Origin of the sequence: Pseudomonas sp. Marseille-P9899, assembly GCF_903166565.1 — a bacterium.
Classification (GTDB): domain Bacteria; phylum Pseudomonadota; class Gammaproteobacteria; order Pseudomonadales; family Pseudomonadaceae; genus Aquipseudomonas; species Aquipseudomonas huaxiensis.
In genome coordinates this window covers 513123-528070 of the sequence record NZ_CAESCG010000002.1, presented here as the reverse complement: position 1 = coordinate 528070, position 14948 = coordinate 513123, and the positions used below count along the sequence as shown (strand labels likewise).

At 64.2% G+C, this 14948-nt stretch carries 17 protein-coding genes; 8 read left to right on the top strand and 9 right to left on the bottom strand.

Annotated features, from left to right (window positions below; translation table 11 throughout):
* Positions 1 to 32: 32 nt before the first annotated feature.
* Positions 33 to 1007 carry a cysteine synthase A gene (cysK, locus tag HWV67_RS11725; protein ID WP_175651341.1) on the bottom strand — a complete coding sequence of 325 codons (975 nt, stop codon included), beginning with the start codon at positions 1005 to 1007 and terminating at the stop codon, positions 33 to 35.
* Between the two features lie 127 nt (positions 1008 to 1134).
* Between cysK and HWV67_RS11720 the strand changes: the two genes are divergently transcribed.
* The 3 genes from HWV67_RS11720 to HWV67_RS11710 all read left to right on the top strand — a co-directional run bounded on the left by HWV67_RS11720 (position 1135) and on the right by HWV67_RS11710 (position 4387).
* Complete coding sequence (locus HWV67_RS11720) at positions 1135 to 2208, top strand: DUF748 domain-containing protein (protein WP_175651340.1); 1074 nt, start codon at positions 1135 to 1137, stop codon at positions 2206 to 2208.
* A 135-nt stretch (positions 2209 to 2343) separates the two neighbouring features.
* Positions 2344 to 3189 (top strand): AAA family ATPase, encoded by an 846-nt coding sequence (locus tag HWV67_RS11715; protein WP_110968521.1) that lies wholly within the window; start codon positions 2344 to 2346, stop codon positions 3187 to 3189.
* Between the two features lie 19 nt (positions 3190 to 3208).
* On the top strand, positions 3209 to 4387 hold the full coding sequence (locus HWV67_RS11710; protein WP_110968520.1) for a vWA domain-containing protein: 1179 nt from the start codon (positions 3209 to 3211) through the stop codon (positions 4385 to 4387).
* Between the two features lie 331 nt (positions 4388 to 4718).
* Here the strand turns inward: HWV67_RS11710 and HWV67_RS11705 are convergent, their stop codons facing one another.
* The 6 genes from HWV67_RS11705 to HWV67_RS11680 are packed head-to-tail and all read right to left on the bottom strand — an operon-like array spanning position 4719 to position 8921.
* Entirely contained in the window at positions 4719 to 5636 is a 918-nt protein-coding gene (locus HWV67_RS11705; RefSeq protein WP_175651339.1) for a biotin-dependent carboxyltransferase family protein, read from the bottom strand.
* On the bottom strand, positions 5633 to 6337 hold the full coding sequence (gene pxpB, locus HWV67_RS11700; protein WP_175651338.1) for a 5-oxoprolinase subunit PxpB: 705 nt from the start codon (positions 6335 to 6337) through the stop codon (positions 5633 to 5635). The genes HWV67_RS11705 and pxpB overlap by 4 nt, the downstream gene beginning before the upstream one ends.
* On the bottom strand, positions 6334 to 7086 hold the full coding sequence (locus tag HWV67_RS11695) for a 5-oxoprolinase subunit PxpA (protein ID WP_175651337.1): 753 nt from the start codon (positions 7084 to 7086) through the stop codon (positions 6334 to 6336). Before HWV67_RS11695 ends, pxpB begins: the two co-directional genes overlap by 4 nt.
* Positions 7087 to 7107: 21 nt before the next feature.
* The gene (locus HWV67_RS11690; protein ID WP_175651336.1) at positions 7108 to 7629 is read right to left on the bottom strand and encodes a DUF2937 family protein; all 522 of its coding nucleotides are present in this window, start codon (positions 7627 to 7629) and stop codon (positions 7108 to 7110) included.
* 11 nt (positions 7630 to 7640) lie between these two features.
* Positions 7641 to 8417 carry a class II glutamine amidotransferase gene (locus tag HWV67_RS11685; protein ID WP_175651335.1) on the bottom strand — a complete coding sequence of 259 codons (777 nt, stop codon included), beginning with the start codon at positions 8415 to 8417 and terminating at the stop codon, positions 7641 to 7643.
* Positions 8418 to 8438: 21 nt separating this feature from the next.
* On the bottom strand, positions 8439 to 8921 hold the full coding sequence (locus tag HWV67_RS11680) for an MFS transporter (RefSeq protein ID WP_095154330.1): 483 nt from the start codon (positions 8919 to 8921) through the stop codon (positions 8439 to 8441).
* 82 nt (positions 8922 to 9003) lie between these two features.
* On the opposite strand from HWV67_RS11680, the gene HWV67_RS11675 reads away from it, so the two are divergent.
* Together HWV67_RS11675 and HWV67_RS11670 are read left to right on the top strand one after the other, a co-directional pair.
* On the top strand, positions 9004 to 11055 hold the full coding sequence (locus HWV67_RS11675; RefSeq protein ID WP_175651334.1) for a S9 family peptidase: 2052 nt from the start codon (positions 9004 to 9006) through the stop codon (positions 11053 to 11055).
* Between the two features lie 86 nt (positions 11056 to 11141).
* On the top strand, positions 11142 to 11615 hold the full coding sequence (locus HWV67_RS11670) for a cyclic nucleotide-binding domain-containing protein (RefSeq protein WP_175651333.1): 474 nt from the start codon (positions 11142 to 11144) through the stop codon (positions 11613 to 11615).
* Here the strand turns inward: HWV67_RS11670 and HWV67_RS11665 are convergent.
* A complete protein-coding gene (locus HWV67_RS11665) occupies positions 11612 to 11887 on the bottom strand; it encodes a hypothetical protein (protein WP_175651332.1) in 276 nt (91 codons plus the stop codon). The two genes, HWV67_RS11670 and HWV67_RS11665, sit on opposite strands and share 4 nt — an antisense overlap.
* 124 nt (positions 11888 to 12011) lie before the next feature.
* On the opposite strand from HWV67_RS11665, the gene HWV67_RS11660 reads away from it, so the two are divergent.
* The 3 genes from HWV67_RS11660 (at position 12012) to HWV67_RS11650 (ending at position 13364) form a co-directional block, all read left to right on the top strand.
* Positions 12012 to 12383 carry a YajD family HNH nuclease gene (locus HWV67_RS11660; RefSeq protein ID WP_175651331.1) on the top strand — a complete coding sequence of 124 codons (372 nt, stop codon included), beginning with the start codon at positions 12012 to 12014 and terminating at the stop codon, positions 12381 to 12383.
* Positions 12384 to 12455: 72 nt separating this feature from the next.
* The gene (locus HWV67_RS11655) at positions 12456 to 12926 is read left to right on the top strand and encodes an RNA methyltransferase (RefSeq protein ID WP_175651330.1); all 471 of its coding nucleotides are present in this window, start codon (positions 12456 to 12458) and stop codon (positions 12924 to 12926) included.
* A 75-nt stretch (positions 12927 to 13001) separates the two neighbouring features.
* Positions 13002 to 13364, top strand: a complete 363-nt coding sequence (locus HWV67_RS11650; RefSeq protein ID WP_371929297.1) for a YgaP family membrane protein — start codon at positions 13002 to 13004, stop codon at positions 13362 to 13364.
* A gap of 331 nt (positions 13365 to 13695) precedes the next feature.
* On the opposite strand, the gene HWV67_RS11645 is transcribed toward HWV67_RS11650, so the two are convergent.
* Positions 13696 to 14916 carry a hypothetical protein gene (locus HWV67_RS11645; RefSeq protein WP_175651328.1) on the bottom strand — a complete coding sequence of 407 codons (1221 nt, stop codon included), beginning with the start codon at positions 14914 to 14916 and terminating at the stop codon, positions 13696 to 13698.
* Between the last annotated feature and the right edge of the window lie 32 nt (positions 14917 to 14948).

The following is a 14948-nucleotide window of genomic DNA, read 5'->3' as shown; positions in this document are numbered from 1 at the left end:
CGGAGATCAGGGGTTAGCAGTGCGCCCATCGCTTACTGCATGTTTTCCTGATCCGTGAACAGATCACTGAACAGCATGCTCGACAGATAGCGCTCACCCGAGTCCGGCAGAATCACCACAATGGTCTTGCCCTGCATTTCCGGCTTCTCGGCCAGGCGCACCGCAGCAACCATTGCCGCGCCACAGGAAATCCCGCACAGAATCCCCTCTTCCTGCATCAGGCGCAGGGCCATGGCCTTGGCGTCGTCATCGCTGACCAGCTCGACCTGATCGACGATCGACAGATCGAGGTTCTTCGGCACGAAACCGGCACCGATACCCTGGATCTTGTGCGGGCTCGGCTTGATTTCTTCGCCGGCCAGGGCCTGGGTGATCACCGGCGACACCACCGGTTCCACCGCCACCGAGAGAATCGCCTTGCCCTGGGTGTTCTTGATGTAGCGCGAAACACCGGTAATGGTGCCGCCAGTGCCGACGCCCGCCACCAGCACGTCAACCGCGCCGTCGGTGTCGTTCCAGATTTCCGGGCCGGTGGTTTTCTCGTGGATCGCCGGGTTGGCCGGGTTATCGAACTGCGCCGGCATGAAGTAGGTGGACGGATCACTGGCAACGATTTCGTTGGCCTTTTCGATGGCGCCTTTCATGCCTTTCGCAGGCTCGGTCAGCACCAGTTCGGCGCCCAGGGCCTTGAGCACCTTGCGGCGCTCGATGCTCATCGACGCCGGCATGGTCAGCAACAGCTTGTAACCGCGGGCCGCAGCGACGAACGCCAGGCCGATACCGGTGTTGCCCGAGGTCGGCTCGACGATGGTCATGCCCGGCTTGAGTTTGCCGCTGCTTTCCGCGTCCCAGACCATGTTCGCGCCAATCCGGCATTTGACCGAATAACCCGGGTTGCGCCCTTCAATCTTGGCCAGGATGGTCACGCCGCGCGGGGCGATGCGGTTGATCTGCACCAGCGGCGTATTGCCGATGGAATGGGCGTTGTCAGCGAAGATACGGCTCATGGCAGGAGATCCTTTTGGCACCGAGCGAAAACCTCAAGGGTAAGCCTGCCATGGGGGTGCGTCTACCCCGGCCGAACTCCGCGCCATTGACGGCGGTCAACCCTTCATGCGCATCCGGGAGACGCCGATGAAACGCCGCTACCGCTGGCCGCTGCTGGGCCTGGCCAGCCTGATCCTGCTGTTGCTCGCCCTGCACCTGTCGCTGCCCTGGCTGGTGCGCGACTACCTCAATGGCAAGCTCGCTGACATGGGCGAGTACCGCGGCCAGGTCGCCGACGTTGACCTGGCGTGGTGGCGCGGCGCCTACAAGATCAACGGCCTGACCATCGTCAAGACCAGCGGCAAAGTCCCGGTGCCACTGCTCGACGCGCCGTTGATCGACCTGTCGGTAAGCTGGCATTCGCTGTGGTACGACCATGCGGTGGTCGCCGAGGTGACCTTCCTCAAGCCCGAGCTCAACTTCGTCGACGGCGGCAATAAACAAGCCTCGCAGACCGGTCGCGGCACCAACGGGCGGCAACAACTGGAAAACCCCCTGCCGATCACCCTCAACGAAGTGCTGATTCAGGACGGCCCCCTGCCCTCCCGCAACTTCAACTCCAAACCGCCGGTCGCGCTCAAGGCAACCCAGCTCAACGCCAGCATCCACAACCTGACCAACGTGGTCGACAAGGAAGGCCGCCGCGACGCCAGTTTCGAAGGCAAGGCCCGCCTGCTGGGCGACGCCGCCGTGGAAAGTACCGCCACCTTCGACCCGCTGAGCAATTTCGAAGACTTCGAATTCCGCCTGCGCGCCACCGATATCCAGTTACGCCGCCTCAATGACTTCGCCAGCGCCTACGGCAAGTTCGACTTCAACGCCGGCCATGGCGACCTGGTGATCGAAGCCCGGGCGCAGAAAGGCCGGCTCAGCGGCTATATCAAGCCGTTGCTGCGGGATGTCGAGGTGTTCAACTGGCAGCAGGACGTCGAGAACAAAGACAAAAGCTTCTTCCGTTCGATCTGGGAAGCGCTGGTCGGCGCCAGCGAAACGGTGCTGAAGAACCAGCCGAAAAACCAGTTCGCCACCCGCGTCGAACTTTCCGGCAGCGTGCATCAAAGCGATATCAGCGCCTTCGAGGCGTTTTTGCAGATCCTGCGCAACGGCTTTATCCAGGCCTTCAGCGCACGATATGAACGCTCGCCGCCCAAGTCTGACTGAGTCATTGAGTGACGGCCCATTCAGAGACTGAATGGGCCGTCTGCGTTCCCAGTCTTGTAGGACGCACGTTATAGTCGCGCATGACAATTTTCCGCCAGGGCCATGCCCCTTGGCATCCGCAATGAGGATGGGCACATGAAGTTCGAAGGCACCAGCGCATACGTCGCCACAGACGACCTGAAACTGGCGGTCAACGCGGCGATCACCCTGGAGCGACCACTGCTGGTCAAGGGCGAGCCGGGTACCGGCAAGACCATGCTCGCCGAACAACTGGCCGAATCCTTCGGCGCCCGGCTGATCACCTGGCACATCAAGTCCACCACCAAGGCCCACCAGGGTCTCTACGAATACGATGCGGTCAGCCGCCTGCGCGACTCGCAACTGGGCGTGGACAAGGTCCACGACGTGCGCAACTACCTGAAGAAAGGCAAGCTCTGGGAGGCATTCGAAGCCGAAGAGCGAGTGATCCTGCTGATCGATGAAATCGACAAGGCCGACATCGAGTTCCCCAACGACCTGTTGCAGGAACTGGACAAGATGGAGTTCTACGTTTACGAGATCGACGAGACAATCAAGGCCAAGCAGCGCCCGATCATCATCATCACCTCGAACAACGAAAAGGAATTGCCCGACGCCTTCCTGCGCCGCTGCTTCTTCCACTACATCGCCTTCCCTGACCGCGACACCCTGCAGAAAATCGTCGACGTCCACTACCCGAACATCAAGAAAGACCTGGTCAGCGAAGCGCTGGACGTGTTCTTCGACGTGCGCAAAGTGCCGGGCCTGAAGAAAAAGCCCTCCACCTCTGAACTCGTGGACTGGCTCAAGTTGCTGATGGCCGACAACATCGGCGAAGCGGTGCTGCGCGAGCGCGATCCGACCAAGGCCATCCCGCCGCTGGCCGGCGCCCTGGTGAAAAACGAACAGGACGTGCAGTTGCTTGAGCGCCTGGCCTTCATGAGCCGTCGCGGCAACCGCTGAGCCAACGGGGGCGAATGCCATGCTGCTCAACCTGTTCAATGAAATGCGCGCGGCGAAAGTGCCGGTGTCGGTGCGTGAACTGCTCGACCTGATCAATGCGCTGAAGGCGCGGGTCACCTTCGCCGACATGGACGAGTTCTACTACCTGTCGCGGGCGATCCTGGTGAAGGACGAACGTCATTTCGATAAGTTCGACCGCGCCTTCTCGGCCTATTTCAAGGGCCTGGAAAACCTCGACCGGCATCTGGAAGCCCTGATCCCGGAAGACTGGCTGCGCAAGGAATTCGAGCGCTCGCTGAGCGACGAAGAACGCGCGCAGATCCAGTCCCTTGGCGGCCTGGACAAGCTGATCGAAGAGTTCAAGAAACGCCTGGAAGAACAGAAGGAACGCCATGCCGGCGGCAACAAGTGGATCGGCACCGGCGGCACCAGCCCGTTCGGCTCGGGCGGCTTCAACCCTGAAGGCATCCGCGTCGGCGATGCCGGCAAGCGCCAGGGCAAGGCGGTCAAGGTCTGGGACCAGCGCGAGTACAAAAACCTCGACGACCAGGTCGAACTGGGTACCCGCAACATCAAGCTGGCCCTGCGCCGGCTGCGCAAGTTCGCTCGCCAGGGTGCCGCCGAAGAACTGGATATCGACGGCACCATCGACCACACCGCCCGCGACGCCGGCCTGCTCAACATCCAGATGCGCCCGGAACGGCGCAACACCGTGAAGCTATTGCTGCTGTTCGATATCGGCGGCTCGATGGATGCCCACGTGAAAACCTGCGAGGAGCTGTTCTCCGCCTGCAAGACCGAGTTCAAGCACCTGGAGTACTACTACTTCCACAACTGCGTGTACGAATCGGTGTGGAAGAACAACCTGCGGCGGACCTCCGAACGCACCTCCACCCTGGACCTGCTGCACAAGTACGGCGCTGATTACAAAGTGGTGTTTGTCGGTGACGCGGCCATGGCGCCCTACGAAATCACCCAGCCGGGTGGCAGCGTCGAGCACTGGAACGAAGAAGCGGGTTACGTGTGGATGCAGCGCTTCATGGAGAAATTCAAGAAGCTCATCTGGATCAACCCGTATCCGAAAGACACCTGGAACTACACCGCCTCGACCAACATCATGCGCGAACTGGTGGAAGACCGGATGTATCCGCTGACGTTGCGGGGACTGGAAGAAGGGATGAGGTTTTTGTCTAAGTAATTCTTGTTGCTCTCTGGGGCTTCATCGCTGCATGGGTATCTACACATCTCGCAGCTCACCAACCTGTGGGAGCGGATTCATCCGCGAAGGGCCGCGTAGCGGCCCTAAATCCATCCAGCACACTGTTTCTGCCTGGCCTGGATCTCCCATCAAGACATCCTGAAGGTCGACAAAAATGCCGGACCTAGACAACCACCTCGTGCTGGATGGTTTTGGGGCCGCTACGCGCCCCTTCGCGGATGAATCCGCTCCCACAGGATTGCAAGTGGCTGACGGTTTGCGATTACCTGCGAGATGTGTAGATACCTGTGCAGCGATGAGGCCCCTCAGCTCAAACAAACCTCTTGAACCAATCCCGCATCTCGGCCCACCCCAGTTCCTGCACCACCGCCCTAAACCGCACCTTCTCCCCCGGCAAACATTGCGCCAGCCGCGCCAGCGCCAACGGCGTCAACGCCCCCAACCGCGGATACCCGCCGATGGTCTGCCGGTCGTTGAGCAACACGATCGGCTGCCCATCCGGCGGCACCTGCACCGCGCCCAGCGGAATGCCCTCTGAAATCATCGGCTGGCCCTGATACTGCAACGCCGGCCCCAGCAGGCGAATGCCCATGCGGTCGGCCCGGCTGTCCAGCGTCCAGTCACGGTTGAAGGCGTCGAACAGGCTCTGCCCGCTGAACTCGCCCAGTTGCGCGCCCATCACCAGATCCAGCAACGGCTCGCCCTCGAACGAAGGCCGTAACGCCAACGGCACCTCGCCCCGCCCCGCCGTCTGGCCAGCACATTCCAGCCGGTCGCCCTTGATCAGCGCCCTCCCCTCGCCATCCGGCCCGCCAAGCCCTTCGCGAACCACCGTCGCGCAACTGCCCAGCACCTGTGGCGCCGCGAAGCCGCCCGGCGCCGCGAGATACGCGCGAGCACCGTGCAGCGGCTGGTTGAAACGCAGGCGCTGGCCCCGGCGCAGGGTAAAGCTGCGCCAGGGCTTGAGCGGTTGATCGTCCAGCCGGGCATCCAGATCGGCACCGGCCAGGGCCAGGCAGCAATCCGCCTCGGCCACCAAGGCAAAACCGCCGAGGGTGATTTCAATGACGGCCGCCTGCGCCGGGTTGTCCAGCAGCCAGTTGGCCCAGCGCGCCGACACCCAGTCCAACGCCCCGCCCTGGGTCACGCCCAGGTGACGCACGCCGAAGCGGCCGGCGTCCTGCAACTGGCACAGCGGCGTGCTGGCCTCGACGGTCAGAACGCTCATGGCTGTTGCTCCTGCGGGGTGTCGTCGCCGCCCAAAGCCAGAAACTCGGCGTGCGCAATGGCGACGAAGCGCACGCGATCACCGGGTTGCAGCAGGCTGTAGCCGTCGCGCTGGCGGTCGAACAACGGCGCGGGGGTGCGTCCGATCAGGTTCCAGCCGCCCGGCGACAGCGCCGGATAAGCCGCGGTCTGGCGCTCGGCGATACCGACGCTGCCGGCCGCCACGCGCTTGCGCGGGGTCGCCAGGCGTGGCGAGGCCAGGGATTCTTCCACCAGCCCCATAAAGGCAAAGCCCGGCGCGAAACCCAGGGCGAACACCTGATACTCACGGCCGCTGTGACGGCGGATGATCTCGTCCTCCGACACGCCGCAACGGGCCGCCAGCACACTCAGTTCGGGGCCGACGCTGGCGTCGTACCACACCGGAATTTCAAGCCGCCGCCCGCCTGCGCCGTTGTCCGGCTGAAGGTCACGCAGGGCGTTATCGATCAGGTTGCGCGCTTCAAGCGGCGAGCACTGCAGCATGTCGAACTGCAGCATCAGCGTGGTGTACGACGGCACCAGATCGATCAGCCGCTCGCCGAACACCGCCCGCAGCCGCTGGCTGGCGGCGAGCATCCACGGCATGTTGGCTTCGTCGATGGCATCGAACAGACGGACCATCAGGCAATCGATGGCGACCACTTCGACGCGCAGCTTCATGGGGTGGCCAGGGCGTCCAGCGCCTCACGGATCTGCCGCACCGCCGCCGCCGAGCTGTGGTTGTCGCCGTGCACGCAAAGGGTCTGGGCGCGCAGCCGCACCGCGCTGCCATCGCTGGCGGTCAGCGGCTCGCCGCGGGCCAGGCGCAGGGCCTGTTCCAGCACCAGAGCAGGATCGTGATGCACCGCCCCCGGCAGACGCCGCGACACCAGCCGGCCCGCTGCGTCATAGGCGCGGTCGGCGAAGGCTTCAAACCACAGCGTCACGCCCAATTCGTCGCCCAGCGCCTGCGCCGCACTGTCATCGGCGGTGGCCATCAGCATCAGCGGCAGGGTCGAGTCGTAGGCGGAGACGGCTTCGAGCACGGCGCGCAGCGTGTCCGGGTTGGCCATCATGTCGTTGTACAGCGCGCCATGGGGTTTGACGTAGGCGACGTGGGTGCCCTGGACCCGGCAGATGCCGTCCAGCGCACCGATCTGGTAATGCAGCAGGTCGCGGATTTCCTCGTTGCTGCAGGCCATGGACCGGCGGCCGAAGCCTTGCAGGTCCGGGTAGGCGGGATGGGCGCCGACCAACACCTTGTTGGCCGCCGCGAGGGCCACGGTCTGGCGCATGATGCCGGGGTCGCCGGCGTGGAAACCGCAGGCGATGTTGGCGCAATCAATGAAAGGCATGACTTCGGCATCAAGACCCAGGGTCCAGTTGCCGAAGCTTTCGCCCATGTCGCAGTTCAGGAGCAGACGACTCACACGGGCCTCCGGTTTAACGGTTCAACGCCAGCTTGGCTGCACAGCCTTCCGCCGGCCGCCCATGATGACCCACCCGACCAGCAGCAACAGGCTCTCGATCAGCAGCGCGAACAACACCGCGCAACCCAGGCCCCACGCCGCAGCGTCCGGGGTCAGGAGGATCTGGTAGCTGTAGCCCTTGAGGGTTTCTTCGCGGATCGCCGGATCCGGGCGCGTCAGCACGTGCAGGGTGCGACTCAGCCAACCGCTCTGCAGCGCCTGCCATTCGCTTTCCAGCATCTGGTTGCGGCTGAGCAGGCTGTCGATGCTGTTGGCATCGCTCTGGAACACCGGGTCGTCGCTGGCGCGGTAATGCCGCACCAGCGCCTGCAAATCGCCCTTGAAGAAGCGCTGCGCAGTTTGCTCGAAGCCTTTGAGGCCCTCGCGTGACTCCAGCAGATGCGCCTCGACACGCTGGCTGTAGTCGTTGATCAGGCCGGGAATCTGCACCCCCAGCAGCAAGCCGCAGGTGAACAGGATCAATCGCAGGTAGCTTCTGAGCATGACGCCTTTCCTTAGCGGGTCTGGCCCCGTGCGATGCATTCGCCACGCCGCCACAGGCCCCATTGGCCGGGCTCGTAGCGGTGCCAGGTTTCGTTTTCAGTGAGCGCCTCGGTGGCGATGACCGTGACCACGTCGTTGGGTGTGGTTTCGGCCTGGAAGTCGACGATCATGTCGACATCCTTGAGCCGGGCCGGGCCGAACGGCGCACGCCGGGTGATGTGTACCAGCTTGGTCGAACAGAAACAGAACAGCCAGTCGCCATCACTGAGCAGGCAGTTGAACACGCCCTTGCCGCGGTATTCGTTGCAGGCCTGTTCGAGCACCGGAATCAGCTCTTCCACCTCCACCGGCTCCGGGAAGGCTTCACGGATACGGTTGAGCAGGTCGCAGAAGGCCGCTTCGCTGTCGGTGTCGCCGATGGGCCGGTAGAAGGTCGTCTGACCGTTGAACGCGGGCATTTGGCCGTTGTGCGCGAAGCACCAGTTGCGCCCCCACAGTTCGCGGACGAACGGGTGGGTGTTGGACAGGCAGACCTTGCCGACGTTGGCCTGGCGGATGTGGCCGATGACCACTTCACTCTTGATCGGGTAGCGCTGCACCAGGTTGGCGACTTCCGACTCGCAGCTTGCGGCCGGGTCCTGGAACAGCCGCAGGCCGCGCCCCTCATAGAAACCGATGCCCCAACCATCGCGGTGCGGGCCGGTGCGGCCGCCGCGCTGCATCAGCCCGGTAAAGCTGAAAACGATATCGGTGGGGACGTTGGCGCTCATGCCCAGTAGTTCACACATTGCTCGGGTCGCTCCAGGGCGTTACAGACGCGGTTCGAGACGTTGGCGCGGGCCGCCCGGCGGCAATTCCGGCGGCTCCTCGCGATAGCGGCTGGCACTTGTAACGGGCTCGGCCATGACCTCGTCGGCATCACGCTTGGCGGCGGCTTCGGCGCGCTCGCGACGGGCACGGGCGCGGGCCTCCAGCGGCAGGCGGATGGCGACGAAGATAAGGTAAAGGGCGAAGGCGATCATGCCGTACATGGCCAGATCGGAAGCGGCGCGCCAGACGTTGTTGCCGACCTTGAACAGCATGTCGAGGGCGGTGATGGCGATAGCCGGGGCGAACAGCTCCTTGACCGGGTCGATGATGGTCGGGGTCAGCAGCAGCACCGCCATCAGCACCCGCAGCGGCTCGCGCAGCCAGCGCCACATCCAGCCGGTGATGCGGAAACCCACCCACAGGCAGCCCAGGGCGGCCAGGGCGTACAGGCCCCAGGCGAACAGATAGTCGTTTTCGGTCATGGCGTCCGTGGAAAGGTAGGCAAACAGGCGCTTATGATAACGGCTTTTCCGCGCGCAGGCGCCCCCCAGCCAAGAGAACCCCATGTCCGCTACCGCCAACGCTTCCCCTGCACCGATCGCCCGCCAGGGCGACGGACCGGATCCCTACGCCTGGCTACAGGAGCGCGACGCCGCGGAGGTCATGGCCTACCTGGAAGCCGAGAACGCTTACCAGCAGGCGCAACTGGCCGACCAGGCGGACCTGCGCGAGCAATTGTTCGAAGAGATCAAGGGCCGCATCCTCGAAACGGATCTGTCGCTGCCCTCGCCCTGGGGCCCGTACCTGTATTACACCCGCACCACGGCGGGCGACGAATACCCACGGCACTATCGCTGCCCGCGTCCGGCAGACGACTCGAACAGCGTCGACCAGGACCGCGAAGAACTGCTGCTCGACCCCAACGCCCTGGCCGACGGCGGTTTCCTCAGCCTCGGCGCCTTCAACGTCAGCCCCGACCACCAGCGCCTGGCCTACAGCCTCGACACCAGTGGCGACGAGATCTACACCCTGTACGTCAAGGAACTGGCCAGCGGCGAAATCCGCGAGCTGCCGTTCGATGACTGCGACGGCAGCATGACCTGGGCCAACGACAGCCAGACGCTGTTCTTCACCGAACTGGACGACACCCACCGGCCCTTCCGCCTGTATCGCCACCGCCTCGGCAGCACCGACGCCGAAGCGGTGTTCGAAGAAGCCGACGGGCGTTTCTTCCTGCACTGCTACCGGGCCAGTTCCGAGCGCCAGTTGATCCTGCTGCTCAACAGCAAGACCACCAGCGAAGCCTGGGTGCTGGACGCGCAAACCCCGGAGCAGCCCTTCACCTGCCTGGCCGCGCGGGTCGAAGGCCACGAGTACTACCCCGACCACGGCCAGCTCGACGGCGAGTGGCGCTGGCTCATCCGCAGCAACCAGGACGGCATCAACTTCGCCTTGTTCCAAGCACCAAGCGACGCGGTACCGAGCCGCGCCGACTGGCAGGTCCTGGTCCCGCACCGCGACGACATCATGCTGGAAGGCCTGACCCTCAACGCCAGCGCCCTGACCCTGAGCCTGCGTGAAGGCGGCCTGCCGATCATCGAAGTGCATCCGGCAGGGCTGCCGGTCTACCGCGTGCAATTGCCGGATGCCGCCTACAGCCTGTACGTGCAGGACAGCCTGGAATTCGCCAGTTCGCGCATCCGCCTGCGCTACGAGGCACTGAACCGCCCGGCGCAGGTGCGTCAACTGGACCTCGCCAACGGCGAGCAGGCCGTACTCAAGCAAACTCCGGTGCTCGGCCCGTTCGATGCCGACGCCTATGTCAGCCGACGCCTCTGGGCCACTGCGGGCGACGGCACACGCATCCCGATCAGCCTGGTGCAGCGCCGCGAAGACCTCGGCCGTCCGGTGCCGCTGTACCTGTACGGCTACGGCGCCTACGGCGAAAGCCTCGACCCGTGGTTCTCCCATGCCCGCCTGAGCTTGCTGGAGCGCGGCGTGGCCTTTGCCATCGCCCATGTGCGTGGCGGCGGCGAATTGGGTGAGGCCTGGTACCGCGCCGGCAAGCAGGAACACAAGCAGAACACCTTCGACGACTTCATCGCCTGCGCCGAGCACCTGATCGCCGAAAACGTGACCAGCGCCGGGCAACTGGCGATCAGCGGCGGCAGCGCCGGTGGCCTGTTGATCGGCGCGGTGCTCAACCAGCGCCCGGAACTGTTCAAGGTCGCCATCGCCGAAGTGCCGTTCGTCGATGTGCTCAACACCATGCTCGACCCCGACCTTCCACTGACCGTCACCGAGTACGACGAATGGGGCAACCCGCAGGAGCCGGAGGTTTACGCGCGGATCAAGGCCTACGCGCCTTACGAGAACGTCAAAGCCCAGGCCTACCCGTCCATGCTGGTGATCGCCGGCTACAACGACAGCCGCGTGCAGTACTGGGAAGCGGCCAAGTGGGTGGCACGCCTGCGGGTGACCCGCACCGACGGCAATCCCCTGCTGCTCAAGACCGAACTGGGCGCCGGCCACGGTGGCATGAGCGGGCGTTATCAGGGCCTGCGCGACGTGGCGCTGGAATATGCCTTCATCCTGAATGAGCTGGATGTGGTGTAAATCGCGTTTTCCGTTGTCAGAGCTTGCACCGCGACGCCAGTCGCGGTGCGATCACCACAACTCGACAACAAGAAAGACGGAACGCGATGCCTGAAGCCACCTTCCTCACCAACGAAATCCGCGACCTGTTGATGGACTGCGGCCTGTTCGACCAGCTCCTGCCCGGCGACTTCCTCGCCGCCGCCGGCTATTTCGCCCTGAGCAGCATGGACGCAGGCCAGGAAATCTTCCGCGAAGGCGATGCCGGCACCTTCATGTGCATCATCGTTCACGGCCAGGTATCGGTGCGCAAGACCGACGCCGACGGCCGCGAAGTGGAAATCGCCATCCTGCGCAAGGGCCGCGCCTTCGGCGAAATGGCCGTGCTGGACGGCGAGCGGCGTTCGGCCTCGTGCCTGGCCGCCAGCGATTGCCAGTTGCTCAGCCTGGGCAAGGACTCGCTGGAAAAAATGCTCAACGACGCGCCGAAGATCGCCGCGAAAATCATCCGCGCGCTGGCCGTGGCCCTGTCCAAACGGCTGCGCATGCTCGACGGCCAACGCTTGTCGCAGCAGGTCTAATCGTCTTTCGCCCGCTCCTTGCCGGCGTCTGGGGATAACCCCGGCAACGGTTGATCCTTGGGCGGTGCGGGCAGCGGCACGGGTGGCAGCAAGGGCGCTCCCGGCTTGCCGGAAGCGGCACGCGGCACGACAGGCGGCGACACCTGCGGATACGGGGTCGGGGTGGCGGTTCCCGGGGCGCCGGGGACCGGTGCGATGACCCGCGGTTGCAGGTCGGCGGCCTGGGCCGTGGCGATAAAAGCCAGGCAAAGCAGGATGCTCGTCAGACGCATGGAGGGCTCCTGGTCGAGGTTCTACACTACAGGCTACTCCGCCGCGCGGCGGTTTGCCTGCCCAGACGCGGGCAGTGGCGTTAAACTGGCGTCAAAACCGTAACAAGCCCGAGCAGGTATAAAAATGACTTCATCTTCCTCCGCTGCCGCCACTGCGCGGCTCGACCGCATTCTCGCCGACGCCAAGCGCGACGATGAACGGGGCTATCGCCAAAAAGCCCTGAAAATGTACCCCCACGTCTGCGGCCGCTGCGCCCGTGAATTCGCCGGCAAGCGCCTGAGCGAACTGACCGTGCACCACCGCGACCACAACCACGACAACAACCCGCAAGACGGCTCCAACTGGGAGTTGCTGTGCCTGTACTGCCACGACAACGAGCACTCCCGCTACACCGACCAGCAATACTTCAGCGAAGGTTCGCTGAGCACCCCGAGCATCGCCAAGGCCACCCATAACCCGTTCGCCGCGCTCGCCGGGTTGATGAAGAAGGACTGAAGTCCGACTTTTCGTGCAAAGCCATGCCGGTGACCCCGTATAATCGCGTTTTTTTGCGAAGGGGCCCGGCACGTGGCGAACAAACGGTACAGCTGCATCGGCCTGTACAACCCCAAATCCCCGGAAAACGTCGGCTCGGTCATGCGCGCCGCCGGTTGCTATGGCGTCAACTCGGTGTTCTACACCGGCAAGCGTTATGAACGCGCTCGCGACTTCGTCACCGACACCAAGCGGGTTCACTACGACATCCCGCTGATCGGCATCGACGACCTGCAGAAAATCATTCCCCTGGGCTGCACCCCGGTCGCCGTGGAACTGGTCGAGGGCGCCCGCCCGCTGCCGGAATACACCCACCCGGATCGCGCCATCTACATCTTCGGTCCCGAAGACGGTTCGCTGGACGAAGACGTCCGCGCCTGGTGCGAAGAAACCATCTACATCCCGACCAACGGCTGCATGAACCTTGCGGCCACCGTGAACGTGGTGCTCTACGACCGCATGGCCAAGGGTTTGAACACCCGCTCCGGCCCGCGCTTCAAGTAACCGGCCACACCGAGGGAACGCCGGTCGCGCACCGGCGGTCTGCTGACTATCACGCACCCGACAGGAGCATTGTCCATGTCCCAGAAGATCGAGATTCCGACTACGCCTTTCCAGAGCACGCCAGATCAGAACCTCACCGGCTGGGAGCGCGCGGGCTCCGTGGCCACCGGCGTATTGATGGTGGGCAAGGGATTGCGCCGCGGCGGCCTGTTCGGCCTGGTTCAGATGGCGATCGGCGGCGCAGTGCTGGCCCGTGGCGTCACCGGCCATTGCTCGGCCAAGAGCCTGCTGGAACGCGGCCGCGCCGACCTCGACCAGATCCGTTCACGGATTGAGCGCAGCGGCAGTGAGTTGAAGGCGCTGAAGGCAAGCGCCGAGGCGGCTACGCGGGAAGCGACGGTGACGGGGAATGTTTCGTTGGTGAATCCGAAGCCGTGATCTGAAGGCCGCGTCGCTGCATGGGTGTCTACACATCTCGCAGTTAGCACAGGACGTCATGCCACCGCAAACTGTGGGAGCGGATTTATCCGCGAAGGGCCGCAGAGCGGCCCCAAAACCATCCAGCACGAGTTGACAGTCTATGTCCGGCATTTCTTTCGACCGCAGGGACGCCTGAATGTGAGATCCAGGCCAGGAAGGAACAGGGTGCTGGATGGATTCAGGGCCGCATTGCGGCCCTTCGCGGATAAATCCGCTCCCACAATTCGTTGGGATCCGACGCCCTGTGCCTGCCTAAAAGATCTGTAGATAGCCAGGCAGGGATGAAGCACTACTTCAACAACGAACTCTGCAACACCTCAGACTCCCGCCCCAGCACACTCTCCGCCAACTGCACGAACTCCGTGGTACTCACGCTGTTCACCCGCATCAATGCGCGGGTCAGGTCGTCCAGTGAGCGCTTGTTCTGGCTGTGCAGGCGAATCTCGCGGTCCAGCGCCTGCAACAGCAGTACGGCCCGGGCAACAGTGGCGCCGCTGATCTGCTCACCGCGCACGCTGGTGACCGCCTTGCCTTCCTTGTTCAGCCGCGCTTGCAGCGCCTGGTAGCGGTCATCGCTGATGCCGCCGGCACGACGCAAGAGTTCGATGGAGTAGTACTCGGCCAGCCCCTCGGTGATCCAGTCGCTGCCCTCGCGGTCGCTGATCCGCGCGAACACCCGCACCAGCTCGCGCAACAGCGGGCTGCTGCCGTTCTCGCTGACCAGCGGTGTGGCGCTGTTGAGGAAGATCGAGTTGTTCGCCGCCCGCGCGCCGCGCCACAGGTGCTCGCGCGCGCCAACCAGCAGCAGCTTCGGCGGAGTACGCGGGAACACCGCCTGGTACTGCGGCCAGACGAAGGTCAGCAACGTCAGCGCATCCATCCGCCGCAGCCCCTGGCCGAACGGCCCGGCCACGCTGACCTCGGTGTCGCCCAGCTGGGTACGCCGGGCGCCAACGTTGCCGGCCAGCATCCAGCCCGTGGGGCGGTCGAACAGGCGCGAGACGTTGTCGATGCGAAAACGCTGCTTGCCTATCCGCGGCCAGGCGGTCTCGATGCTTTTCCAGCCGGCGGGCAGTTCCAGGGTCAGCCGGGCCACCAATTCGGTGCCGTCCTGCTGGTCGAGACGGGCTGGCGGCACCAGGTAATCACCGCGAAACAGGGCCCACTCCGACGACAGGCGGCTGTCATGGCTGCCGTTCTTCATACGATGGTTGAGGTGCACCCGATAGCTCAGGCTGGCCTTGCCCGGTGCCGGACGCCAGACGCCGCGCTGGTTGTCGGCCTGTGCTTGCCACGGGCCGTCGGCCTTGAAGTCGCTGTACAGGCCTTCCTTGCCCAGGTCGAAATCGAGGCTGCGGACCGGCGCGCCGTCGGCGAGGGTCACGCGCACTTCGGCCTGCCCGGTCTGCGGCAGCAAGCGCACGTGGTAGTCCAGATCGACTTTTTTCGCCCAGGCGGCGTTGCTCGCCAGCAACAACACGACCCACGCCAGATGGTGACGCACAGACATCGCCCGACTCCTTGTTTTAATGCGATGACCGC